Origin of the sequence: Streptomyces sp. NPDC086989 (assembly GCF_044745505.1) — a bacterium.
Lineage (GTDB): Bacteria > Actinomycetota > Actinomycetes > Streptomycetales > Streptomycetaceae > Streptomyces.
In genome coordinates this window covers 418,368-442,618 of the sequence record NZ_JBIVAL010000008.1, presented here as the reverse complement: position 1 = coordinate 442,618, position 24,251 = coordinate 418,368, and the positions used below count along the sequence as shown (strand labels likewise).

Below are 24,251 nucleotides of genomic sequence, written 5' to 3'. Positions count from 1 at the left end.
CACTCTTTCCCTCCCCGCCGCTCTCCCGATCAACCCCCCCCCCCGCCGATCTGGCTGGTCGTCTGGGGCCGGCGCTCGCGCCCCCGGGGGCGCGAGCGCCGTCTCCTTGTTCACCGGCCCACGCCCAGGCCTCGGCAGGGCTCAGCTCAGGGCGGTGATCACCTCCTTCGCCGCCCGCTCCCCCTCGGTGGCCCCGCCTTCCATGAACCCTTGGAAGTCGTAGCTGCAGTGCTCGCCGCCGATGTGGATCCGGCCCTGCGCGGTGCCTTCGTACTTCGCGTACTTGTGCAGGTAGCCCGTCGGCCAGTACGAGTAAGCGCCCAGCGAGTACGGATTGCGGTGCCAGGCCGACAGCTGGGCCCGCCCGGTCCAGGCCGCCTTGGTGCCCGGGAAGAAGCGGTCGATCCCGGTGAGCATCCGGCCCGCGAGGGTGCGTACGTAGGGGTCGGAGTCGGTGGCGAAGGGGCTCCCCGGCGTGAGCGAGCCGGCCAGTGTGCCCCCGCCGTACTGGAGCAGGATGCCCCCGCTGCCCGGCTGGACCTTCGTGGTGTCCCAGGTCTGCTGGACGTCGAGGTCGGTGAAGCAGTCCCCGGCGGAGACTCCGGGCCAGGGGCCGGTGCCGCGCCAGGGGCGGCTGGTGAACTGCATGTTGAGCTTGGTGCAGTAGCCCATGCGGGCGTCGCGCAGCAAGTTCGTCATCAGTGGGTCGAAGCCGGCACCCGTGATGTCGATCCGCTGGAGGATCGGCAGCGGCACGCACAGGATCGTGTGGTCGGCCACGACCGTGCGGGTGGCGCCGGCATCGTTGAAGGTCAGCGTCTGGGTGCCGTCGGCCGCGACGCGGACGGCGACCAGTTCACGGCCCATGACGAGTGAACCTGCGGGAAGGGAGTTGGCGATGGCGTTCGGCAGCTGATCGTTGCCGCCGACGATGTGGTACCGCTCGTTGGACAGGCCCCAGACGTTGAAGTTGCCGGGGTTCGGCTGGTAGCCCATCAACAGGACGAGGGCGAGGGCGGACTGCCGGTCGGTGTCGGCCCCGTACTCGACGTTGTACGCCACGTCGATGAAGCGGCCGAGCTGCGAGCCGTGGCCGCCGGGGATCCTGGTCTCGATCCACTCGTACAAGGTCATGTTGTCGAGGGCGGTACCCGCCGGGGTGGCCGAGTTCCAGGAGACCTCTCCGGCGTTCTGGAGGTCGCGGTGCAACGCCTGGTAGACGGCGTTGAAGTCCACGTCGGCCTGAGCGCGCGGGTAGTAGGTGCCGTTGAACCAGAGGACTTCCTCGGCACCGTTCGGCCCGCCGCCCAGGAAGTCCTCGGTCGGCAGGTTGAAGCGGCGGCACAGCTCCAGAATCTTCTTGTGGCTGGTGTCGATCAGTTCGCCGCCGATCTCGGAGGTCTGGCCGTAGGCCCACAGGGAGCGCTGGCTCCACATCCGGCCGCCGACCCGGCTCGGATTGGCCTCGTACAGCGTGCAGTCGACGCCCGCGTCCTTGAGCGTGAGGGCGGCGGTCAGCCCCGAGATGCCGGCGCCGACCACGGCCACCCGGGCGGGGGTGACGGGCTTCTTCACGGGGAGGGCATCGACGGCGTGGGCGGTCGTGGAAGCCCCGGCCGCCGAGGCGAAGGCGGTGCCCAGCCCGAGGGCGGCGGCCCGTCCCATGAGCTGTCGCCTGGTGGAGCCGCGGACCTCGTCGACGGGCAGGCCGAGCCGGCGGGCCGCAGCGTGTTCGGCGGCGAGCCGTCGGAGCGCGTGCATCAGGGGCGTACGTGCCATGGCGGTGGTCCCTTCTCAGACGGTCGCGGCGGAGGGGGCGGGCTCGTCGGTGCGCTCGGCGGCGTCTTCCAGGACGACACGGCCGATGATCTCGTAGCGCTCGGGGGCCTTGAACTTGAGCCACAGGCCCAGTGCCAGGCCACCGAAGAACACCACGCCGACGATCCACGGGATCAGCGTGAAGAAGACGGAGTCGGCGGCGAGTCCGGCCGCCGTCTTCATGTTGAGCAGTAGGAGGACCACCACGGCGGCCATGGCGACGCCGCCGACCAGCGGGGCGGTGAAGGTGCGGAACCAGTGCCGGTCCTCGGGGTGGTTCTTGCGGAAGTAGCCGATCACGGCGAAGGAGCACAGGGTCTGCACGATGAGGATCGCCATCGTGCCGAGGATCGCGAGCAGCGTGTACAGGTGGATGTACGGGTCCTGTCCGGTCAGCCAGAACAGCGCGACCAGGGTGGTGGCGATGACCGTCTGCACCAGGGAGGAGATGTACGGGGAGCCGTGCCTGGCGTGCGTACGACCGAGGCCGGGGTGGAGGAAGCCCTCGCGGCCGATGGCGTAGAGGTAGCGGGCGGCGCACTGGTGGAAGGCCATGCCGCAGGCAAAGGAGCCGGTGAGGAGCAGCCACTGGAAGGCGTCCACGGCCCAGGAGCCGATGAAGGTCCGGGTGGGCGCGAAGAAGAGGTCGAGCGGGCTCGCGGAGGCGGAGAGTTCCACGGACTCCGCGAGTCCGTTGCCGGCGATGGTCATCCACGAGACGTAGATGTAGAAGAGGCCGACGCCGACGACGGAGATCAGGGTGGCCTTGGGGATGACCCGCTTCGGGTCGCGCGACTCCTCCCCGTACATGGCGGTGGATTCGAATCCGACCCAGGACCAGAAGGCGAAGAACAGGCCGAGGCCGGCGGAGGTTCCGGTGAAGGCGTTCTTCGGGTTGACGGGCTCGAGCGGGATCCCGTCCGGACCGCCGCCCGCGATCAGTACGGCGGTGGCGACGGCGAAGAGGACGGCGATCTCGGCGACGAGCATTGCGCCCAGTGCCTTGGCGGTGAGGTTGATGTCGAAGTGCGCGAGAGCGGCGGTGATGGCGAGCATGGCGATCGCGTACACGATCCAGGGCAGGTCGATGCCGAGCTGGTCGTGGACGGTGGTCTTGGTGAAGTAGGAGAACACGCCCACGATCGAGGCCTCGAAGACGATGTACGCGAGGACCGCGAGCATGCCGGAGGCCATGCCGGCGATCCGGCCGAGGCCGTGCGAGATGTACCCGTAGAAGGCACCGGCCGCGGTGATCCGCTTGGCCATGGCCACGTAACCTACGGCGAAGACGGTGAGGACGGCAGTCGCGAAGAGGTACCCGGCGGGAGCGCCGATCCCGTTGCCGAAGCCGACGGCGATGGGGAGGTTGCCGGTCATCGCCGTGATCGGAGCGGCCGTGGCGACGGCCATGAAGACGACGCCCACCAGCCCCACCGAATTGGCTTTGAGCCGCTGGACCTGGGGTGCGCCGCCACCGGTGCTGGTATCCGTGCTCATGGCTCCTCGTTCCTGTCGTGAGGGCGCTCACTCTCTCCTCGCGTGACCTATCCCACAATCGGCAAGTAGTCCGGTAATTCCCTTGCCGGGGCGACGGGTTGTCGGGCTTGGCGGCGGGCGCTCAGCACCCGAGTGCGCCTACGACGACGTCGGAAACCAGGTCGCGTCGGCTCGGCCGGGCATATGGACACCGAGCCGACCGACGAGCGCGCGGACACCTGGACGCCGATCACCCGGGCTGGCGAAGTCCGCTACGAGCACGACGCCCAAGGCTGCGTCGTACTGCGACAGGAGACCCGACTGCCGCAGAAGCCGGACACCGGGCGCAGCACGTGGCACGCGACGACCGGCTTACCGATGTGACGACCGACAGCCGGTCCTTCGCCATGGTGATTGACGTGGCGGCTACTCCGACGGACATACTGGACGAGCAGGGCGCGGTCGCCTGGCATGCACGTCCCACGGTGTGGGGCAAGACGAGCCGGAACCGTCACTCTGGGGCCGTCGCCAGCTTCCAACCGGTCGCCTAGTACGTCACGAACCCGGTGGTGTGGACGTATCCACCCCGGTGGCTTCGATACGTTCGATGACGCACCGAACCAGCTACGCCGAGCCACCACAGGCAGTCGTGGTGTGGCGGCAGGGGGTGATCCGGCGGAGCCCCTGACGGCCGTGGGTCGGGACCTGTTGTGGAGCCGACTGGTCCTACCCCCGTCCTAACGGCCGCAGACTGTGTTAGTGCTCCCTCCGCCGAGGGACGCGACGGACCACGCGCTCTACGCTCAGGTGGACCGGGTCACCCAGCTGCCCGTCTGCACCGACCAGTCGCTCCAGGCATTCACACGTACTTCTACCAGTTCGGCTCCCCAGCTCGACTCCCAAGCTCGGGTACGCGCACTGTGCCGCCCCGCACCTGGAAGGCCTGCTGCGTTACCCCGGGGTCCAGGACGTCCGCTCCTATGTGCCGCAGGACATTCCACTGCGGTTCCAGGCCGGCGCGACGCCGGATATCGACCGCTGGGCGCGGCTCCACGGCGCTTCCTTGATGTTTGTAAGCGGCGAGAACGGCATGGCGGTTCGCAGAGCCCTTCCGGCTCGGCAAGGGCACGCGGGACTCCTCCCTCCTCGAAGCTCCCGCAGGCAGCAGCCACAAGTGACCGTCACCGTATGCCAGGAGCGCCCCCAGCGGTGGCGCGCGTAAGCCCTGGCGGTGCAGCAGCGAACGCTGCAGGCCCCGCTCCCTCTCCACGGGTTGGGGGCCCCTGCAGTCGTTGATCTGCTGCGCGCTACGGGAGCCGAGCTGAAGAGCCCCTGACCCGGCGTTCCGTGATCGAATGAGACCCGGCCAGGCCGTAAAAAGCGAGCTGAGCATCGCTTGCAGCCGCCGCGAAGGTCCGATCTGGACGCAACTCCGCGATACGGACGTGCTGAACATGGACGACGCCCCGTGAAGGGGCGCTTGCGCCAGCCACAGACGAGTCCTGCGGACGCCGCTGGCATGTGTGTCACTGCAACCGATCGTTTAGATCGACACGTCGGTCCAAGCCCCACGGTCATAGCCGGCAACGCGCCGGATGTCCTCGACGTCGAGGAGGCAGTGGCGGGGCCACACGTTCCCACCGGTCATAAGGCACAGGCCACGACCCGCAGAACCATGTCGCCCCGCCATCCAACTGCCGAGTGATTATGGCTGCTGTTGCTGCTGCTGTTGCTGTTGCTGTTGCTGTTGCTGTTGCTGCTGCTGCTGCTGCTGCTGCTGCTGCTGTTGCTGCTGCTGCTGCTGCTGCTGCTGCTGTTGCTGTTGCTGCTGTTGCTGCTGCTGCTGTTGCTGTTGCTGTTGCTGTTGCGGGTTCTGCTGCTGTTGCTGTTGTTGCTGCTGCTGTTGCTGCTGCTGCTGCTGCTGTTGCTGTTGCTGTTGCTGCTGCTGCTGCTGCTGCTGCTGCTGCTGCTGCTGCTGTTGTTGTTGCTGTTGCTGCTGCTGTTGTTGCTGTTGTTGTTGCTGCTGCTGGTTAATTTGGTTGATGATATTGATGATGACCGGTTGCGCAATGCCGAGGCGCTTCCCCGCGGCTTCTGTCGCTGCTCTGGCCTCCGCCTTCACCACCTGCGGTGGGGCGCCTCTCCGAATCGCAGCCTGCGCTGCAGCCGTTCCTGCCTTTAGAGCAGCGGCTGCCTGTGCCGAGGACGCTGCAGGGCCGACGCAAACCACAGAACCTACGGAGAACGGGCCCTGGCCCGTAACGGTGACCGGTCCGATGTGACCGTTAGAAGAGGAGCGCACAGACTTTCCGCCAGGCGAGACAGTGAACGTCTTACTGGCAGCGAAGCCATCTCCCGTCAGAGTGGTTCCGCTCACCCGACACGTCGGGGCGGTAGCGGCCGAAGCTGAGGTGACGGTGGCTCCAACCATCCCGCCTCCTAGCGCGACTATCACGGCGACACTCGCTACGATCTTGCCTTTCACGGACTTCTCCTCTCGACACTGCACCATGACCCAACCGGTCAGGAAGGACAGCAATTGATGCCGGCCCTTTCAGGCAGTCGACGACAAAGTCTGCTCGGCTGGAGCTCGTCGGGGCCTGAGCCTCAGTACCAGGGGTGCCATCGCCGGGAAATCTCCACCCCGCATTGCCAGTTCAAGTGGCACTAGACCCACTCGGCGCCCGCTCGGGTCAGTTTGCCTGACGGTCGAGCGGCTCTTGGCGTTCCACGTGAAGTTGACGGGGCCTTCTGACGCGGGATTCACCAGTGCGCCGAGTACGCCGTACTCCGCGGCGGTGGCACCTTCTTCTCTGTTGTGACCTGGAGGCGGTGCAGGTTGCGGCAGGTGTTGCTGTCCGGCACGCTCGCCCTCAATGTCTGATGGCTGCGCATCCGCCGACTACCGCCACAACCAGCGAGGCCCCAGGGCGACATCATCTCGGGCCAGCTGGAGGGCAGCACATGCCTCTCTTCCACCATGCTCGCCATCCCCTTGCACCGCATCCCGAGTGCGAGGGTGCTGAGCGTGGCGGTCACGCCGTTCCCGGTCACCGGGTCAACGCGTACCTGACGGCCCCCGGCTAGCCGGGGGCCGGACGCGCTGAGGCCGGTCCATTGGTCAAGGGCGCGGCGGTCGGCAAGCCACGATGCGGCGTACACACTTTTCGCCTGCCCGCGGAGGCTTGCGCCCGGTGCCAGTCGGCGGCAGCGCCCACCGCCTTCCCGAGCGTAAGATGCAACGTGAGGATGACCGCGGCGCCACCGACCCAGGCGCCGTGCGGGCCCCCAGTGTCCAGGTCGGACCCCTACCCAGACCGGGGCACGCCATCCGGCACGGGCGCTCGGCGCCGCGGGCGGGCCTGCTCGAAGGCGTCGGCCGTTGCTTGGACGCGGCCGCGGCCCAGGACCGGGGAGCACGTCGTGAACGCTCGCCTCGTTCCTTCCGCGCACGAGTGATGATTCGTTCCAGTGCCGCTGCCCTACGCCATGGCCACGGCGACCGGGACGAAGCGGACCGCATGCATCTGACCGTCATCGAACACGTGCAGCAGCAAGGACGGCACCTCGTGATGGTTCCCGAAGACGAGAATGGTCCTGGGTGCGGCCAACCGGCCGTGCCTCAGGCGACGTGACGTAGGGACCCGGACTGGCCGCTCCGGGGTGGACAGATCCTCGGCCGTGCCACCATTAGCGATCGGGCCGCGGACGCTGCCGAAAACCGCCCGGGCACGGGTGTCGAGCTGGAGGCGAACGGCGTGGCCTGGCGGCGGCCCCTGAGGACGTTGCCGCCGGTCTCGGCGCGTGTCCCGGCCGGTGGGGTGTGCCACCAGCCGGTGACGAGGCGGGGTCCGCGGCGAAGACGCTGACCGCGTAGGTCACGTGCCGACCGGGCATCGGGAACTCCCGCCGCCGCCCCTGCGGGCCGCACACTGCCACCGTACGGTCCCGACTGCCCGCGGCACGGGACCGTACGGGGGTGAGTCAGGGCTTCGGGAGGGTGGTCGGGAGGCCCGTGGGGAGCTTGCCCGGCTCGCTCTTCTGGTAGGTCTCGGTGCCGACTTCCTGCCAGGTGACCTTCAGTTCGGCCGCGCCCGCTGAGACGACCTGGCCCTTGGCGTGCAGTGCGCCCGCCGGGCACTTGAGGTCGAAGGACTTGCCGTCGGTGGTGCCTTGGCAGGTCAAGCCGGAGGCGCCCTCGACGACCACGGCGGTCTTGCCCTTGACGGTCAGGACAACGGGCTTCGACGGGTTCGCGATCGAGATCCAGCCGCCCTCCACACTGCCGCCCTTGGCATCGGCACCGGAGCTGGGCGCGGTTGACGGACTGCTCGGCGTCGCAGCCGGCTTCGGGTCCTTCGAGATGGCGGTCTTGTCGCTGCCGGAGTCGCTGCCACAGGCAGTGAGGGCCAGGGCGGCCACGATGCCGGCCGTGGCGATGAGGCTGTGGCGCAGGTTCTTGTGCACGAGAAGTCCCCCAGTGGAGCACGAATTGCTAGAAAGAGTGTTCCAAATTACCAGGAAGGAAGAGGCGGACGGCGGCGTCGACGTCACCGGTTCGTCACAGGAATTCGGGGTACCCGTCCAGGACGCCGCCGCCGGTGGGGAACCCCGTCGGCACGGTCGGCCGGCAGGCGAGGTGGGTCGAACGTCGCAGTCTCGCCGTCGGCTGAGTTGTTCCGTTGGTCGGCCGTGCCCGTCGCCCGGAAGGGGGCTCGGGCTGCGGGGTCGGGTTCAGGGCTGGTGCCACTTCAGGGTGCCCTGGGTCGCGAGCGAGGTGTCGGCCAATTGCCGGTTGATGCCGAAGACGATCCGGGCTGCAGTGTTCCGCCAGGGTCTCCCCCGAGGGGCGCGGGGTGCGCCGGCCGCCGCCCCAGCAGGCCGCAACGGTTGAACACCGCCGACCGGATTGAGGCTACCCCCGCGGTGCACGCCCTGGCCGTGATCGACACGGAACGAGTAGCCGGGTGGGCCCGTACGGGTGAGATCGCCGGCGCCGTTCGACTGTCCCCGCTGGGGTCTGCGTCCGGCCGTCCCGGCGGAAATCCGGGGCCGCGGGCGCATGCCGAGCCGGCCGCAGTCCCGTGTTCACGGTTTGCCCAGAGTCCTGTCGTCTTCGCAAGCTGTCCTGGACGCCCCCAGGAAAGGAACCGACCATGCCGAGTGCGCTCTCCGAGGACCTCAAGAGACTGATCGACGACACGCCGGTCTTCGCCTCCGTCGCCACGATCCAGCCTGACGGCAGCCCACAGGTGTCCGTCACCTGGCTCGCCCGAGACGGCGACGACCTGCTCATCTCCACCACCGTCGGACGTCGCAAGGAGGCCAACCTGCGTCGCGACCCCCGCGTGTCCGTGCTCATCAACCCGCACAACGCCCCCTACACCTACGCCGAGGTCCGCGGGACGGCGGAGCTCACCACCGAGGGCGGGCAGGAGTTGATCGACCAGCTCTCCCGCAAGTACACCGGCAAGGAGTACGCGGACTTCAACCCTGCGTCCGGGGAGGACAGCGCGCGCGTCGTCATCCGCATCACTGCGCGCAAGGTTGTCGGCTCCATCTGAACCCCACGGCGGGCTGGTTGGCCGTTCAGCGGGATTTCAGGTGGTGGGCGGGCCCTGGACGAGGGCTCGGGCCGCGGCGAACTCTGCGAGGTAGGCGCGCCCGCCTCGAGGGCATCCGGTGGGGCGGGCGCCGCTATGTCGAAGCCGTCTGAACGTCATAGCCAGACCACAAGAACTGCTCGTCCGGCTCCTCCCGTCGTTCCAGCACTCCAGCAGCGGCCAGCTGGAGAAGCACCTCGTGAAGCGCGTTTCCCAACGGGTTGTCACTCCAGAACACCCACTTGACCTTGGTGAACGTCTCAGACTCGCCGAAAATACCCAACGAGCGGCCCACCTCGAAGGCGGCACCGTCCCAGTCAGTCCAGCCAGTCAAACCCTCGGAAAGATCCATAACGTGATCCTGCCAGCACGCAGTCAAACCCGGTAAACGTTTTCGGTCACCGCACCCGGTAGTCGAGGAGGCGAGGAGGCGAGGAGGCCAGCCTTGCGGACTAGTGCTGCTCCGCGGAAGTTCGTGGAGGGGAGTTGATCACGTCGTCTTGAGTGGGGTGCCGTCGTAGGTCCAGCGGTAAGGTCTGGCGGTCTGGTTGTGTCCGACGACGTAGTCGTCGATCTTGTTCATCAGGTCATCGCGGCTGACGAAGTCGCCGTGCCGGATCACGCGGCGGGTCAACGCCGAGAAGAAAAGCTCGACTTGGTTGAGCCAGGAGGCGTGTGGCGGAGTCCAGTGCACGTGCCAGCGCGGATGAGCGGCGAACCATGCCTTGGTGTGCTTGGCGGTGTGAGAGGAGCCGTTGTCGAGCACTACGTGGATCTCCTTGCCCAGACCGATCACGGCGTCCAATCGGTCGAGGAAGGCGGTGAAGGTGACGGCGTTGTTGCGGGCGATGGGCTCGGTGAGCACCTCGCCTGTCGTGACGTCGAGGGCGGCCACGAGCGAGGCGGTGCCATGCCGGAGATACTCGAACTCCTGGCGGACGGGGGTGCCGGGAGCGGCGGGCCTGGCGGAGTACTTGCGGGATCGGGCAGCGATCGCGGTCTTCTCGTCGATGGACAGCACCACCGCTCCGGCGGGCGGGGTGCGGTACAGGCGGCAGACGTCGGCGGCCCTGTCCCAGAAGTCGGGGGTGTCGCGACGGGCCAGCCAGCGTCGCACCCGGTGCGGTTTGAGGTCCAGATCGGCCAGGACCCGCCCGACTTGGGATGGGGAGATCTTCGCGAAGACGGTACCGGCGACCCACTGGGAGATCGCCCGGTGAGACCAGGTCGACTCCGGGTGTGGCGGCGCGCTCGTGGCGGCGGCCACCACCGCCACGCGTACCTCAGGCCCGTAGGTCTTGGGCCGCCCCGACCGCTTCGCATCCTCCAGGCCCGCCAGTCCGCGGGCGGCGAACCGGCCCCGCCACTTGCGGACCGTGTTCACGCAGACCTTCAGCTCCCGCGCGATGGCACCGTTGGCCAGTCCGTCCGCCGCTGCGAGCACGATCCTTGCCCGCAGCACCTGTCGGACCTGCCCGGTTACCGACGCCGCCAGCCGCTCCAAGCGTGCCCGTACCGGTTCGGTGAGCTCTGCCGCAACCGCCCTCGCCCCCATCATCCGCTCCCGCCCCTCGACCCCGCCGACAGACGGTGATCATGGCGCGGGCAGGTTCATCTGCGCGAGCTTGGCCGGGTCGACGACGGCCGTGATGCCGATGATCTGGCCATCGACGACGGTGAACGCGAGGACCGAGAGCGGGGAGCCGTCCTCGCCCCAGGAAATGACTCCGGGCAGGCCGTTGACGAACGCCGCTCGCCCCAGTGGGGCTGCGCTGGCGGCCAGCTGCGCGCCGGCGGCGACCTTGGTGGCGCCGAGGGTGACGACCACGCCGGCGGGGGTGTCGACGGTCAGGCTCACCTGAGGGTGGAGCACCCGCAGCAACTCCTCGAAGTCGCCGTCGCGGGCTGCCGCCAGGAATGCCTGGACCACCTCGCGTTGCCCCCGTTCGACGTTTGTCGGCTGCTTGGGCGCCTGCACCCTCCTGCGGGCGCGGCTGGCGAGCATTTTGGCGGCGTCGGTGGACTTGCCGAGGATCTTGCCGATCTCCTCGAACGGCACCGCGAACAGGTCGTGCAGCACGAACGCCAGCCGTTCGTTCGGCCGCAGTGATTCGAGGACGACGAGGAGCGCGAGCCCGACCGAGTCGGCGAGCAGCGCGTCCTCTTCCGGGGCCGGACTGTCGTCGAGCGTGACCATGCGCTCGGGCAGACGGTCGTTCAGGGACGTCTCGGGATGGGCTTGGCGTGATCGCAGGACGTCGAGGCTGATCCGGCCGACGACCGTGGTCAGCCAGCCGGCGAGGTTCTGGATGGCCGCTGTGTCCTGGCGGGAGAGCCGCAGCCATGCCTCCTGGACCACGTCCTCGGCGTCGGCGTGTGATCCGAGCATGCGGTAGGCGACCGCGCGCAGCCGGTCGCGCTGGGATTCGAATACCTCGGCTATCGAGGCGGTGGGGCTGGTGTCGGGCATGTTGTTACCTTCCTCGGATCCGCTCCGTCATGGGTGATGACGGGCCCGGAAGGGCGCTGGTAACCGATGAAGGAGTAGGACGATGAAAGCACGCCGACAACGTGTGGGGTGCCCCGAGCTGTTCGCGGGAATCGCTCAGCGACGCAGCCGGACAAGGTGATTCAGGCGGGCGCGTCAGACAAGCGTCTGCTGCCGCTGGTCCACCCGCGCGCCGGCCGGCTCAGCGGCTGGAGCCCCTGCGTTTTCGCTTTGAGCACGTTGGCGAAGAAGGCCGATGATGCTGGCGAGCGGTGCGCGACGTCATCGCGTGGCGCGAAACGCGCTTCCTCATGGATGAGGATCGGGCGGCGCTCGCGCTGACCGAGGCCGCCACCCGTATCCAGGAATGGTGCTCCCAGTGTGACCGACGAGATCTGGGAACGCCGCCGCCGACCACTGCACTGGCGAGCGAACGAACGACGCCCCCGACACCCGGCACCCATCCAGAGCTCTTGACTTTTCCTCACGGAAGGACACCAACACATTGCTGACCAACGTCATGTACGTGACGCTCTACGTGACCGATCAGGACCGCGCGCTGAAGTTCTACACGGAGCAGCTCGGCCTGGAGAAGCGCATCGACTTCCCTAATCCCGACGGACGATTTCTCACCGTGGGCGTCCCCGGCAGTCCGGTTGAGCTCGTCCTGTGGGCGCGCGCCGCGGCCGCGGGGAAGCCGACCGAGGTACTGCTCGGCGCCGCGCCCGGCCCGGTCTTCCTTGAGTCGGACGACCTGCGGGAGGACTGCAAGGTGTTCCGCGACCGCGGTGTGACCTTCGACCAGCCGGAGCCGGAGGACTACGGGTTCGGCATCCGCATCGAGGCGGTGGATCCGGACGGCAACCGCATCTCGCTGCGCGAGCGGCCCCGGGCAGGCCACGGTTGATGGCTGACCGTTCGTAGGCTCGGCCGTGGCCCGGTGCCGGACGGCGCCGGGCCACGGCCCGTTCGAATCGATGACAATGACTGTATATAACGCAGAACCGACCCTGAAGAGGTTCCAGCATGCCGATAAAGATCGACTCGGTGATCGCACGACAGCGCGTTGACGACCTGGAGGCAGCCCTCCCGTTCTACGAGCGGCTTACGGATCGGACGGCCAGCCGCTTCGAGTTCGCCGGTGTGCAACTGGCGAGTGTCGGGCCCTTCCTGCTGTTCTGCGGTCCGGACGAGGCAGTGCAGAAGGTCGCCGGGGTGAGTGCCACTCTGGCGGTCGGAGATCTGACCGCTGCCGTCGAAGAAGGGGTTGCAGCCGGTGCCACGGTGGTGATGCCGGCGCAGCCCACGCCCAACGGTCACCGAGCGGTCCTGCGCCACCCGCATGGGGGCGTATTCGAATACGTCGGCCCCTGACTGAGCCGAGAACCTCCCGCTCGGGACGGCGCCGTTGTCGTTCATGGGCGGGGTTGGCGGCACTGGTCTGCGGAAATTCGTGGAGGGTTGTTCGGTGATCGAGGTAGAGCCCGCAAGCGCAGTCCGGGGCTTCTTCTGGGGAGCAGGCCAGCAGTCCGCTGGGGCAGGAAGGTGTCGGCGTAGCCGTCCCGGCTGGCGAGGTAGAGCGTGAAGCCCCAGGTGTGCAGGACACCTGGTGATCAACTCCCCTCCACGAACTTCCGCGGAGCAGCACTAGTCACGTTCAGGGAGTCACGACTCCCCCACGGCGACCACCCATCGGGCCACGAAGGGCCGCGCGCACCTGCTCCGGGTCGGCCACCTCCACCACAACCCGCAGCCGGCCCTCGGCCTGGTTCTCGTCGAACTGAGGGGCTCGATGGCCAGGCCCTCGGCCCCGGACACATCGGTCCAGGCCATCGACGCGACCACGCGTGCGCCGCGCCGCGGCCCCTTGCTTGCCGTTTGGGCCCGGCTCAGTTGAGGGTGGTTCTGGACGCCGCCCCGGCGGCGGTGCAGTGTGCGGGTCAGCGGGCAAGCGCGATCGCGAAGGGCGCGAATCCGCCGGACCGGATCACGTGCGGTACGAACAGGATTGCGGCCTCCGTGGCGCGGGCGGTCCTGATTCCGCCGAGGTCGCTTATCCACTCGGCCCGCCAGCCGAGGTCGCCGAGCAGTTCACGCACCGTCTGCTTGGCCTGTGGATCCTCGCCGGAGAGGAACGCGGTCGGCGCCTGGGTGAGCGTGGCCGGCGCGGTCATCACGGGGAAGAGCATGGTGTTGAGCGTCTTGACGACGCGCGTTTCGGGAAGTGCTTCCTGGAGTTGCTCCGCGAGGCTGGAGCCGGGGTAGATCAGGTGGGCGGGCAGGCCGTCCGGGCCGTCGACGGTGGCGTTGGAGACGTCGACGAGGATCTTGCCCCGCAGTTCCTCGCGCAGGGCGACGAGCCTGTCCAGCGAGCCGGCTCCTGGGGTGGCGTTGATGATGATCCGGGCTGTCCGGGCAGCGTCGGCGGCAGCGCCCGGCGTGCTGTCCGCCCCGGTCACCTCGTGCCCTGCCCGGGTGAGGGCTGCGGCCAGGCTGCCGCCGACGCGGCCGTTTCCGAGAACTGCGATCGTGGTCATGATGATCGATTCCTTCCGTTCGTGCAGGATGTGGTGCGCGGTCAGCGTGAGAGCGTGGTGACGGCTTCGGAGTGGACACCGGGCGCGGCAGCCAGGAAGCTCTCGCTCTGCGGGGTCCAGGGGCGGCCCTCGGCGTCGGAGATCCGTCCGCCGGCCTCGGCGACGAGCAGCGCCCCGGGCAGCAGGTCGGCTCGGGCGCCGGCGAACTGCCAGAAGGCGTCGGTCCGTCCGGCGGCCACGTTCGCCAGGTGCAGGGTCGCAGGCACGGAGGTGCGGACGACGAGCGCGTCGAAGAGCATCGCGGTGATCGAGGCCCCGACGCGCCGCACGACCTTCTCGTCCTCGTCCGGCCGGGCCTGGCTGGTGGCGACGATGCTCAGGCCGAGGTCCGCGGTCCGGGAGACATGCAGGGGCCGGCCGTCGAGGTGGGCGCCCGCTCCGGCGAGCGCGGTGTAGGTCTCGCCGGTCAACGGCAGGTGGACCACGGCGAGCACCGGCCGGTTCTCCCGCACGAGGGTGGCGGTCACCGCCCAGTCCGGCAGAGCATGCAGGTGGTTGACGTTGCCTTCGGCCGGGTCCACGACCCACCATTCGCCGGGCGGCAACGCCCCGCCGTCGAGTTCGTCCTCCACCCAGCCGGCATCCGGGCGCAGTGCTGTGAGGCGGGGGCGCAGGATGGCGAGGGCCGTGTCGTCGTTGGCGGCGAGCGCGAGCATCAGCTCTTCGCGGGTCTGGTGGCGGACCACCTCGCCGAAGCGCTCGCGCAGCGCCGAACCGGCCACGCGGACGGCGATGACCGTCTGGGCGAGCAGGTCTGCGTCGGAGGCGGCGGCCGTGTTCTAAGGTATTGCGGACATGGAGGTACTCCCGTGTGAGGAAGGGTGGTTGAAGCCGGTCGGACCAGGCTGTGCGTTCCGTCTCGCTCTCTCATCTCGAAGGTATCCAGCCCTTTAATTAACTTCAAATGCATGTGAAGCACGGCTAGAATTACTCCCATGCAATTGGATTTGAATCTGCTCGCCGCGCTCGACGCGCTCCTGGAGGAGGGCAGTGTGGCCGGGGCGGCCGCGCGCCTGCATGTCACCGCCCCCGCGATGAGCCGGAGTCTGGGCCGGATCCGGCGCACGACCGGGGACCAGATTCTGGTGCGCACCGGCCGCACGATGACCCCGACGCCGTATGCGATCGCCGTCCGGGCACAGGTGCACGAGCTGTTGCACCAGGTCCAGGGGGTGCTGGCACCGAGCCGTGAACTCGATCTGGCGACGCTGGAGCGCACCTTCACACTCCGCTGGCATGATTCCCTCGTCGCCTTGAGCGGGCCCACACTGCTCTCGGCCGTGCGCGGACAGGCGCCGGGCGTGCGATTGCGCTTCGTGGCGGAATCGAGCAACGACACACACGAGTTGCGGCGCGGCGAGGTCGACCTGGAGGCGAACGCCAATCGCCCGAGCGCACCGGACGTCCGTGCCGAGAACGTGGGCGAGACCCGCCTCGTCATCGTCGTGAGGCAGGGGCACCCCCTCACCCGCGTCAGGACCGTCACGGCGAAGCAGTACGCCTCCGCTGAGCACGTCACCGTCTCGCGACGTGGAAACCTCAGCAGTGCCCTCGACGACGCCCTCGCACTGCACGGCCTCACCCGCCGCGTGGTGGCGGCCGCGCCCACGGAAGCGGCAGCGCTGGAGTTCGCGCGATGCTCCGATCTGGTGATCAGCGTCCCCGAAGCCACCACACGGTCAGCGGTCGCCGACCTCGGCCTGGCAGTACTCCCGCTGCCGCTCGAACTGCCTTCGGCACCGATATACCTGTCGTGGCATCAGCGCTACGAAACCGACCACGCTCACGCCTGGCTGCGCGGGCTGGCGCGAGACGCGCTGGCCGTGTGCGGAGCGTCGTCGTAGGTCGCGACATCCGGCCGGTTCACCCAAACGTCCGCGCGACCACCTCGATGCCGCACGGCCGGCCGCTCCCTGCTGGAGTTCGGCGATCACGAGACCACCGTCAGCACGATCTTGCCTAGGAGGTGGCCCTGCGCGGCTCGCGTGTGGGCGCTGCCCGCCTCGGGCAGCGGGTAGGTGCTGTCCACCCCCACCCGAAGCTTGCCCTCGTCGAACAGGCGCCCGATCTCGGCGAGCTGGGGGCCGTTGGAACGCACTTGGATGTTCGAGACCGTGATGTCCAGCCTGGCCGTCTCCTCGGGGTCGTACTGGGCGAAGAACACCGGAAGCATGGTGCCGCCGCGCTTGAGCACGCTCAGGAAGCGTGAGCTCTCCGGGCCGCCGACGGTGTCGATCACCAGGTCGACACCGCTGACCACGTCCGCGGCCTGCGTCCTGGTGTAGTCGATGAACTCATCGACGCCGAGCTTGCGCAGGAACTCCTCGTGCCGGCCCGAGGCCACCGCGATCACATGCGCACCCTTCCATTTCGCCAGCTGCACCGCGAAGTGGCCGACTCCACCGGCCGCCCCGTTGACCAGCACCGTCATACCAGGCGTAATCGGCACCGGCTTGTGCACCTGGCCGGTGAAAGGAGACGGCACGTCGTGGCCGAGGTCGATCAGGTACTGCCAGGCCGTGAGCACGGCCATCGGAGCCCCGGCCGCCTGCACGTGGTCGATACCGACCGGCTTGTGAGCCAGGTCCGAAGCCGGCGCGGCCACGTACTCGGCGTATGTCCGGCCGTCGAATCCGGGGAACCGGAGCATGCCGAAGACCTCGTCACCGACGGCGAACCCAAGCACGTCCGGAGCGACCGCCTGGACCACGCCCGACACGTCCGTTCCGGGGATCAGGGGGAACTCCAGCGTCGGCCTCACCTCGGCCGGCATGACCTTCATCCCCTCACGCAGGTACCAGTCCGGCGGGTTGATTCCCGCCGCGTGCACCCGGACGAGCACTTCGCCCGGGCCGATCTCGGGAACCGGCACCTCGTCGTACTGCAAAACTTCCGGCCCGCCCGCTTCGTGGAACTGAATCGCCTTCATCGCGTCTGTCGCTCTCTAGAGGAAACGTTGCTCCTTCAGTCAAGGCCCAGGACGGCATGGCCGTCCAAGACCGGTTCGGCAACCTGAGCATTCCGAAACGGCATGACGCCTACGCTGGAAGGGTGAACGATCTCGGACACGACCTGGAACTGCGGCTGGTGCGCTACTTCACCGTGGTGGCGGCACACCAGCACTTCGGCCGCGCCGCCGCCGACTTGCACGTGGCCCAGCCGGCGCTGAGCCGCCAGATCCAGCGGCTGGAGAAGCATCTCGGCACACGACTGCTGGACCGCGTACCCCAGGGCACCCGGCTCACTCCGGCCGGCCAGAGGTTCCTCCCGCACGCCCACGCCCTGCTGCAGTCCGCCCGCCAGGCCGAGCTGGCCGTGCGTGAACAGGCCGAGACCGAACGAATCGCCATCGGCTACGTTGAAGACCTGGTGATCACTGACGCCGTACGGGAACTGCGCCGCCGTTACCCGGACGCCGAGATCGCCACCCGGTACCTGAGTTGCCGCGACACCGGAGCGCTGTCCGACAAGCGCGTCGACGCCCTGATCGCGCGGGCCCCGCTGCCGCTCGCCACCGACGATGTGTTCACCACCCCGCTGTACGAGGAGCCCCGGATGCTCGTGGTCCCGCGCGGCCACCCCTTGGCCAACCGCACGTCGGTGACCGCAGAAGAACTGGCCGGCGAGGAGGCGGCGCACTGCGCGTTCGAGACCGCGGACTGGGCTTCCTACCGGATCCTCGGGGCCGACGTGCCGCCGATCGAGAGCTACGAGGACAAGCTAGAACTCGTCGCGAGCGGCAGAGCCATCGCCGTGCTACCCGTCGGCGACCGGCGGAGCTCACTGCGCCCCGACCTCGTCACCGTCCCGGTCAAGGGCGCTCCCCCCAGCCAGGTCGTCCTGGTCAGCCGCAAGGGCGACCCGAATCCGATGATCAGCAATCTCCGATCGGCGGCCAAGGCCGCCCTGACCGCCCTGACCGCCCCAGCAGCCTGACCGGTCGCGCTGGGCACCGAACTGCCCCGAGCGGTGTTCACACGCGCCGTGTTCGTCTCTCCACCTTCGTGGACCGGACCACCGGCCACTCCCCCGCCCGCGGCAGCCTGCCGGTTCCCGTGAGGGTCTCAGCGGAGCGCCTGCCCGGAGCCGGGCACCGGTTCATCAGGCGTCAACGTAGTCGGTCAGTTTGCAGCCCTCGACGATGGCCCGCTGCGTGGTGGGTGGGGACGGCCCATATAGCCGCGCTCGGACAGGACGGGCAGGCGGTAGCGATCGCGCGTGGACTCGTCGAAGTCGTCGAGGAGCCCGTGGAGCAGGTCGGCGAGGTGGGCCAGGGATTGGACGGTGAAGAGGAGGGGCTGGTAGCCGGCGACCTGGTACGGCATCCGGACCAGCTCGGCGAGGTCGAACGGCCGCAGGTCGGCCCGGGCGAAGCGCCCGAGCTCGCCGTAGGACGACAGCAGGGCCGCCCCGTACGCTCTGGGCCGCCGCTGCTCGAGGACGGTGCCGTACTCGAGGGTGAACCAGTACACGCGGCTGATCAGATCCAGCGCGTCGGCCGTCTCCACCCGGGCCGCGGCCCGGCCCACCGTGCGGTACAGGTCGGCGAAGAACGGATCGGCGAGATGGATACCGTGCCCGAACACATCGTGCAGGACGTCCGGCTCCGGCGTGTACAGCGGCATCGCTGGATGCCGTACGTACTGCACGGCATGGAAATACCCCTTGGCCATCGCGCCCAGGAAACGCTTGTTTGCAACGATCCCGCCCGCCAGGGTGAAACGGAATCCTGTCAGGGCCTGCAGCCGGTTGGAGACCTCCTCGTGCTGCGGGACACCGCCGGCCGGAATCGGCGCGACGTCCCGGGCTCCCAGAACTTCCCGGCAGGCCCAGCGGTCCTGCGCGCGCAGCAGTGCACCGTGCGCGGCGCGCCAGGTGGCATGCTCGGCGTCGGTGTAGTGCACCTCGGGTGAGGGCTCGCCCACGGGGTGGCCCTCCGCCCGTTCGGCGATCAGGTTCCTGCGGCGCACGTAGGCCGGGTCTGCGAAACCGGGATGTTCCCCGGCGCAGCCGAACGTGGTGCCGTCCGCGTCCAGAGGGGTCAGACTCATCCGATCGATCATGAACTGCATCGTGGACCGCCGGTGCTGGGTGAAGAGCACAGCGACCGGGGCTGCGGCGGGGCTTTCACGCGGGTGGCGGGGGCGGGAGCAGTACGAGGATGTGGTCGTCGAGGGTTTCGGTGGTGAAGCCTGCGGTACGGAGCGCGGCGTCCAGGGCGAGACCGGTGGCGTGGTGCAGCCCGGCCAGCCCCGTACCGTCCTCGCCCTGCGTGTGCGCACCGCTGGTGCGGGCGTGCAAATCGTCGATCTCTTCGGGCAGCCAGCCCACCATCACGCCCCGGGCGTGGCGGACCAGATGCACGCCCTCACCGCTCCCACTGCCGCTCTCGCTCCCAGGGTCGAACCCTGCTTCGGTGAGAGCGGTGCGCACCGCGTCCAGGAGGTCCCTCTCGTGATCATCCACAGCCGCACTGTAGAGGGCCGGGCAGGGCGTGTGGGGTGTCCGTGGCGTGTCCCGGGTCCGTGGCGGGATTCGGCCGCGGTTGCTCCAACCGCCCGGGTCCCGCCCGTGTGGACCCTCTCGTCGCCCTGCCCCCTGACTTGCACGAGCCTCCGACTGCGCACCGGGCCGGGAGGAAGGGTCCGGCCTGACGGAGCGAAGGGGTACCTCGTGGTCGGCGTACCGGCATTCGGTCAGGCCACGCGGAGGATGCTCTTGCCGTGGGTGGTGCCCTCAGCGAGCCGCTGGACGGCGGTGGCCACGTCCGCCAGCTCGTATTCGGCGGTGATGTCCACCCGCACCTTGCCCTCCGCGACGAGGGCGAGTGCGCGGCGGGCGCTGTCGGCGAGGCGTTCGGGGTGGGTCCGGCCGAGCAGGTTGCTGTTGTAGGTCAGGAGTGACGCGCCGTGCGCGAGAAGGTCGTTGGCGTTGGGGAGGACGGGCTCGTACGTGGCGAGGTTGCCATATGCCACGAGTCGGCCGTGTGCAGCGAGCAGCTCGAGGCTGGTCGTGCGGGTCGAGCCACCGACCGGGTCGAGGATGACGTCCGGCTTCTCGTCGCCGAGCTTGGTCGGGAACTCCTTGCGGAGCAGGAGCCGGTCGTACCCGAACTGCGCGGCGTAGTGGGCCCTGTCGGCAGTGCCGACCACACCGACGATCCGACCCGCTCCGGCCAGTCGGGCGAACTGGGCGGCGAAGGTGCCGACTGAGCCGGCGGCGGCGTGGATCAGCACGCTTTCGCCGGGCCGTACGCGCGCGATGGTGTTGATCAGGTCGTAGGCGGTCGGTGCGCCCCACCCAAGACCTGCGGCTGCCCTCAGGGGCACGCTGCCGATCCCGAACGTGAGGGCGGCCGGTGCCAGGACCACCTCGGCGTAGGCGCCTGAGGTGGTCAGCGCGGTGACGGCCTGACCGACTCGGAGTGCGTCTACGCCCTCGCCGACCGCCGCGATGTGCCCGGATGCCTCGAACCCCGGGACGAAGGGCCGCGGTACGGGGAAGTGGCCGTCGCGGACCATGGTGTCGCCCCACTGAATCCCGGCGTAGGCGACGCGGATCGCCACCTCGCCGGGGCCGGGGGCGGGCTCGTGGAGTTCGGCGACGCGGTAGTGGTCCTCGGTGTCGAGGAGAACGGCCTTCATCATCACAGCCCCTTGCGTTGACTCAGTATCCTTACAGTCGGAGACGGTACGTATATAAGGTTCCTGAGTCAACCCATGAACCTGTCAATGAGTGGGAGTGCGTGATGGAAGCCCAGGCCGAGGAGTTCCTCTGCACGCGGATCAAGCGGGCGGACCAGGCGTTGATGGCACACCACGAGGCGGTGCTGCGCGCCTATGGACTGACCATGACGCAATACACCGTGCTGCTGGCCCTCTCCCGCGAAGGCGGGATGTCCGGAGCCCAGCTGGCCCGTTCCTGCGGGGTGACGCAGCAGAGCATGAGCAGCGTGCTCACCAACATGGGGACGAAGGAACTCATCCGCCGCGAAACGTCCCCGGTACACGCCAAGGTACAGATCGCCACCCTGACCGACGGGGGCCGGGCGCTCCTCGACCGCGCCTACCAGGAGGTGACCGTCCTGGAGCGCGCACTCACCGACGCGTTCACCCCCTCCGAACACGCGATGCTCTGCGAACTCCTGGAACACGCCACCGCCGTCCTCGTCCAGCAGACCCGCCCCACTACGGCCCCGCCCGCTACCTGAGCCTCGCCCCCCCCGGGACACACGGAAGCCCGTCCGCACGCCCTGCCCCGGTCAGCCTTCCTCCGATGCCTGCTTGCTCTGCCGCGCTCACAGCGCGGCACGGACGGCCATTCGGCTGGGGACGGTCCGGTCCCGCCAGGAGGAACAGGAACTCCGGCTCGGAGCCCGGCTCGGGATGAGCGCAGCCGCGCCGCGAGCCTGTCCCCGGCGAGGGTGGAACAGCTCCCCCGCCCGGGATGCGCTGGGCGTAGAGCGCCGTGCACCCTGTCCCGCGCCAGCCCCCGCCGTCCTTCGGTCCTTGCCCAGCGGGAGCCACCCCACGGGCAGTGAGGTCGTCGAACCTGATGGCGGCTCCCTCCCGACGGGAGCGAAGAACACCTGAGCAGGCTCTTCGCGCACCGTCGGCCTCAGGGCGGCGCGCGCGTCGAAGTCTTCCGGCCGGAGCTGGAGAACACCGTCCTTCCACAGGGCTTCGACGTGGGCGAGGAGCTCGATCGTCGCGACCATGGTCCAGGCGACCAGTGGCACGACGGAGCGGAACCGGGATCCGTCATCAGCGGCGCGCCGGTCTGGATCTCGTCTGCAGCCCAGCCGGTGTGCTGAGCATCAGCTTCGGTGCTGCCGTCCTGCCTGCCGGCCCTCGAAACACCCATGCGGGTCGCAGCCACCTCCTTCGCCGCCTCCGGGAATCGATGCGCAGGGCGCACCGGCACGTCATGCCGGCCGACGTATTGCTCAGCCACAGCGGTAGGGCACCCCTCGCGGACTCGACATCGCGCAGGCGGCGTTAGGCCGTGCAGAGGATTCCGGATGGTGATCCCACGGATCGGCACGGACGATGGTGCTCGAACCCTCAGGGCAGCGCCGGACCGCCTGGAACGGCATGGGTGGGCGACACCGTGCCGGTCACAGTCGTCATTGACGCTTCCGGAGCACCACGTAGGCACCGACTCTCAGGAGGTGATCGCGTGAGGACACCGCCCAAGTCAGGATCCGGCTCGCACCCACGGGCGCGACGGGTACCGACGCGAATCGAACGGTCACGGACCGCCCCGGTATTGATCCTGCTGGTACTCCTCGTGACGGCGGCCTACCTGGGTCGGTTCGGCATCGAGGACCTCAGCGAGGCCCTGACCTTCGTGGGCCGCATCACCGCGTGTCCCGCCCGAAGCCGAAAGCCGCGCGGTAAGGGATCGGTACGGCCTCGTCGATGCCCTGACGGGCCCGATCCAGCGATCGCTGTGGGACATCAAGAGCAAGAGCCGTCCGTGAGCGGCGTTGCTTCAACCGGGCGCGCAGGTACGTGGGTTCGTGGGTTCAATCGTTCCAGCCACGCCACCAGGGCAAGAGAGCTGTTCATGCGATCCCAGGATTCTGCGTGCCCAACGCCGAGCTGCGCCTCCCGCACTGCCCGGCACAGCACTTCGATGTCGAACATCTCCGCGACCAGCGGATGCCTCGCGGAGCGGCAGAGGTCGATGAGTTCATCGCCGTGTTTCCTCAAGCCATGGGCGTAGAGCTGGTCGAAGGGGACCTTGACCGCTCGGTCACGGATCCGCGCGGGGAGCAGATCTTCCATGGCTTCGCGCAGAACGGCCTTCGGGCGGCCCTGACTGAACGTGGCTGCAGCAGGGAGGCTGCGCATCGTGGCGGTGACCTCCCGGTCGAGGAAGGGGTGCGAGAGGAAGAATCCGTCCTGCCGCGCCCGGTGCCAGGACACCGCGTCGGGGGCGGCGAGGTAATTGGCCGCTTCGAAGAACGACTCTTCCGGCCTGCGTCCGAACATGAAGCGGCTCTCCGCGACGCTTGCCCCACGGTAGCCGTGCGCCCGCGCAAATCCGGATCGCAGCCAGCGGGGACGGGCGAAGCTTCCCAGGCCACCCAGCACGGTTCCGCGGTGGAGGAGCGCAGTGATTCGCTCCGCCGCCAGCGGCAGGGCCGGCCGCACGACGTAGTCGTAGACGACGTCGCGCACGCCGCGCTCGGTTCCTTCGGCCTGGGCACGTGCCTGCTTCGTCATCTGCCGGAGCTGCCCTGTGCGGGCCAGTTTGTGCAGGTGAAGGGGGTTGGCATCCACGATCGGATCGGCTCCGCAACCGGTCATGAGGATGTCGCAGCCGAGTTCCGCCGCGGCGCCGTGGAGCCTGCTCCAGAACGGGGCGCGAAAGGCATGCGCATGAGGCTCGTCCGCGTCTCCCGCGTGGTGTTCGAAGTCGTCGAAGTCAGCCACGTCGCCGATGTCCACAGTCAACGGGCGGGCCGCAGGGGCATGACGGCAAATCTCCCTCATGGCTTCTTCGAGGTACGGCTGCTCCCCGGCCAGCTCTCCTCTGTCGAACCGCCCGGCGAGCAGGACGAGGTCCTCACCGCGGCCTTGTCCCGTACCCAGCAGGCGTGCGGTGAGCAACGCGATGCTGGTGGAGTCGGTGCCGCCGGAGACGTGACATGCCGTCATTCGGCCCACTCGCCGCCCGACGGCGTTCTCAAGTGCGAGGCGCAGGTTCTTCCCGGCCCCGCTGAGACCGAGCCCGACTGCTGTCGGTTCCCGCAGGTCGTCGACCTCGCGGGCACGTCTGCGCACCCTGCCACGCATCTGCCCGGTGACCGAGAGTTCCACGACCTCGCCGCCGAGGATCCGGTGCACACCGGAGAACGGCGTGAGTTCCGAGTGCGGTTGTGCCAGGTTCCCGGTCAGGTACCGGCAGAAGTAGCTGTGTTCCAGCTCTTCGAAGTCGCCCAGACAGCGCGCTGACGTACTCACCGCGTTCACGCGCCCACCGGACTCCCTGAAGAACAGGGGAATGCGCGCATGGTAGTCGCGCATCAGCACAATGCGGTCGGAGTACACCAGGACGGCCGCATAGTCGCCCATCGGCAGGCGCGGTGTGGCCCCCGGTCGGCCTACGTCCTCCAGGAGCCCGCGCGCACCCGCCACGCGGTCACCGGCCGAGCCGACCCAGCCGACGACCACGGCGGTGCCGGCCCGCGAGGAGACCGTCGTCACGAGCCCGTGCCGCGCCATGGCCTCGGCCGCCCTGAGCCTAGGTGCACCCCCGGCC

Annotated in this window: 22 protein-coding genes; 9 read left to right on the top strand and 13 right to left on the bottom strand. The window is 68.8% G+C overall.

The window, feature by feature from the left end; translation table 11 throughout:
* Positions 1-141: 141 nt before the first annotated feature.
* Positions 142-1,779: a flavin monoamine oxidase family protein gene (locus ACIPK4_RS22325; protein WP_402315163.1), complete on the bottom strand. Its 1,638-nt coding sequence runs from the start codon at positions 1,777-1,779 to the stop codon at positions 142-144.
* A 15-nt stretch (positions 1,780-1,794) separates the two neighbouring features.
* Positions 1,795-3,315 carry an APC family permease gene (locus ACIPK4_RS22320; RefSeq protein ID WP_402315162.1) on the bottom strand — a complete coding sequence of 507 codons (1,521 nt, stop codon included), beginning with the start codon at positions 3,313-3,315 and terminating at the stop codon, positions 1,795-1,797.
* Positions 3,316-3,498: 183 nt separating this feature from the next.
* Between ACIPK4_RS22320 and ACIPK4_RS22315 the strand changes: the two genes are divergently transcribed.
* The 3 genes from ACIPK4_RS22315 (at position 3,499) to ACIPK4_RS22305 (ending at position 5,476) form a co-directional block, all read left to right on the top strand.
* Entirely contained in the window at positions 3,499-3,678 is a 180-nt protein-coding gene (locus ACIPK4_RS22315) for a hypothetical protein (RefSeq protein WP_402315160.1), read from the top strand.
* Positions 3,679-4,228: 550 nt separating this feature from the next.
* A complete protein-coding gene (locus ACIPK4_RS22310) occupies positions 4,229-4,516 on the top strand; it encodes a hypothetical protein (RefSeq protein WP_402315214.1) in 288 nt (95 codons plus the stop codon).
* A 495-nt stretch (positions 4,517-5,011) separates the two neighbouring features.
* Positions 5,012-5,476, top strand: a complete 465-nt coding sequence (locus ACIPK4_RS22305; RefSeq protein ID WP_402315158.1) for a hypothetical protein — start codon at positions 5,012-5,014, stop codon at positions 5,474-5,476.
* A gap of 1,802 nt (positions 5,477-7,278) precedes the next feature.
* On the opposite strand, the gene ACIPK4_RS22300 is transcribed toward ACIPK4_RS22305, so the two are convergent.
* Entirely contained in the window at positions 7,279-7,761 is a 483-nt protein-coding gene (locus tag ACIPK4_RS22300; RefSeq protein WP_402315156.1) for a hypothetical protein, read from the bottom strand.
* 689 nt (positions 7,762-8,450) lie between these two features.
* On the opposite strand from ACIPK4_RS22300, the gene ACIPK4_RS22295 reads away from it, so the two are divergent.
* Complete coding sequence (locus ACIPK4_RS22295) at positions 8,451-8,858, top strand: PPOX class F420-dependent oxidoreductase (protein WP_402315154.1); 408 nt, start codon at positions 8,451-8,453, stop codon at positions 8,856-8,858.
* 133 nt (positions 8,859-8,991) lie between these two features.
* On the opposite strand, the gene ACIPK4_RS22290 is transcribed toward ACIPK4_RS22295, so the two are convergent.
* From ACIPK4_RS22290 to ACIPK4_RS22280, 3 genes are all read right to left on the bottom strand, one after another.
* The gene (locus ACIPK4_RS22290; protein WP_402315152.1) at positions 8,992-9,249 is read right to left on the bottom strand and encodes a hypothetical protein; all 258 of its coding nucleotides are present in this window, start codon (positions 9,247-9,249) and stop codon (positions 8,992-8,994) included.
* A 138-nt stretch (positions 9,250-9,387) separates the two neighbouring features.
* Entirely contained in the window at positions 9,388-10,359 is a 972-nt protein-coding gene (locus ACIPK4_RS22285) for an IS630 family transposase (RefSeq protein ID WP_402315150.1), read from the bottom strand.
* A gap of 132 nt (positions 10,360-10,491) precedes the next feature.
* A complete protein-coding gene (locus ACIPK4_RS22280; RefSeq protein ID WP_402315149.1) occupies positions 10,492-11,367 on the bottom strand; it encodes a sigma-70 family RNA polymerase sigma factor in 876 nt (291 codons plus the stop codon).
* Positions 11,368-11,890: 523 nt separating this feature from the next.
* Here ACIPK4_RS22280 and ACIPK4_RS22275 point away from each other — a divergent pair.
* Both ACIPK4_RS22275 and ACIPK4_RS22270 read left to right on the top strand, forming a co-directional pair.
* On the top strand, positions 11,891-12,292 hold the full coding sequence (locus tag ACIPK4_RS22275) for a VOC family protein (protein WP_402315147.1): 402 nt from the start codon (positions 11,891-11,893) through the stop codon (positions 12,290-12,292).
* Between the two features lie 119 nt (positions 12,293-12,411).
* The gene (locus ACIPK4_RS22270; RefSeq protein ID WP_132919482.1) at positions 12,412-12,759 is read left to right on the top strand and encodes a VOC family protein; all 348 of its coding nucleotides are present in this window, start codon (positions 12,412-12,414) and stop codon (positions 12,757-12,759) included.
* A 566-nt stretch (positions 12,760-13,325) separates the two neighbouring features.
* Here the strand turns inward: ACIPK4_RS22270 and ACIPK4_RS22265 are convergent.
* Both ACIPK4_RS22265 and ACIPK4_RS22260 read right to left on the bottom strand, forming a co-directional pair.
* The gene (locus ACIPK4_RS22265) at positions 13,326-13,922 is read right to left on the bottom strand and encodes an NADPH-dependent F420 reductase (RefSeq protein ID WP_402315145.1); all 597 of its coding nucleotides are present in this window, start codon (positions 13,920-13,922) and stop codon (positions 13,326-13,328) included.
* Positions 13,923-13,963: 41 nt separating this feature from the next.
* Positions 13,964-14,734 carry an inositol monophosphatase family protein gene (locus tag ACIPK4_RS22260; protein WP_402315212.1) on the bottom strand — a complete coding sequence of 257 codons (771 nt, stop codon included), beginning with the start codon at positions 14,732-14,734 and terminating at the stop codon, positions 13,964-13,966.
* Between the two features lie 183 nt (positions 14,735-14,917).
* Between ACIPK4_RS22260 and ACIPK4_RS22255 the strand changes: the two genes are divergently transcribed.
* On the top strand, positions 14,918-15,826 hold the full coding sequence (locus ACIPK4_RS22255; RefSeq protein WP_402315143.1) for a LysR family transcriptional regulator: 909 nt from the start codon (positions 14,918-14,920) through the stop codon (positions 15,824-15,826).
* A gap of 86 nt (positions 15,827-15,912) precedes the next feature.
* On the opposite strand, the gene ACIPK4_RS22250 is transcribed toward ACIPK4_RS22255, so the two are convergent.
* Positions 15,913-16,911: an NADP-dependent oxidoreductase gene (locus tag ACIPK4_RS22250; RefSeq protein WP_402315141.1), complete on the bottom strand. Its 999-nt coding sequence runs from the start codon at positions 16,909-16,911 to the stop codon at positions 15,913-15,915.
* A gap of 122 nt (positions 16,912-17,033) precedes the next feature.
* Between ACIPK4_RS22250 and ACIPK4_RS22245 the strand changes: the two genes are divergently transcribed.
* The gene (locus tag ACIPK4_RS22245) at positions 17,034-17,918 is read left to right on the top strand and encodes a LysR family transcriptional regulator (RefSeq protein ID WP_402315139.1); all 885 of its coding nucleotides are present in this window, start codon (positions 17,034-17,036) and stop codon (positions 17,916-17,918) included.
* A gap of 185 nt (positions 17,919-18,103) precedes the next feature.
* Here the strand turns inward: ACIPK4_RS22245 and ACIPK4_RS22240 are convergent, their stop codons facing one another.
* From ACIPK4_RS22240 to ACIPK4_RS22230, 3 genes are all read right to left on the bottom strand, one after another.
* Positions 18,104-19,033 (bottom strand): phenylalanine 4-monooxygenase, encoded by a 930-nt coding sequence (locus tag ACIPK4_RS22240; RefSeq protein WP_402315137.1) that lies wholly within the window; start codon positions 19,031-19,033, stop codon positions 18,104-18,106.
* A gap of 76 nt (positions 19,034-19,109) precedes the next feature.
* Positions 19,110-19,448 carry a hypothetical protein gene (locus tag ACIPK4_RS22235; RefSeq protein ID WP_402315135.1) on the bottom strand — a complete coding sequence of 113 codons (339 nt, stop codon included), beginning with the start codon at positions 19,446-19,448 and terminating at the stop codon, positions 19,110-19,112.
* Positions 19,449-19,678: 230 nt separating this feature from the next.
* Positions 19,679-20,629, bottom strand: a complete 951-nt coding sequence (locus ACIPK4_RS22230) for a zinc-binding alcohol dehydrogenase family protein (protein ID WP_402315134.1) — start codon at positions 20,627-20,629, stop codon at positions 19,679-19,681.
* Between the two features lie 101 nt (positions 20,630-20,730).
* Between ACIPK4_RS22230 and ACIPK4_RS22225 the strand changes: the two genes are divergently transcribed.
* Positions 20,731-21,192 (top strand): MarR family winged helix-turn-helix transcriptional regulator, encoded by a 462-nt coding sequence (locus tag ACIPK4_RS22225; protein WP_402315132.1) that lies wholly within the window; start codon positions 20,731-20,733, stop codon positions 21,190-21,192.
* 1,249 nt (positions 21,193-22,441) lie between these two features.
* Here ACIPK4_RS22225 and ACIPK4_RS22220 read toward each other — a convergent pair.
* A complete protein-coding gene (locus ACIPK4_RS22220) occupies positions 22,442-24,214 on the bottom strand; it encodes an asparagine synthase-related protein (protein ID WP_402315130.1) in 1,773 nt (590 codons plus the stop codon).
* Positions 24,215-24,251 lie beyond the last annotated feature (37 nt).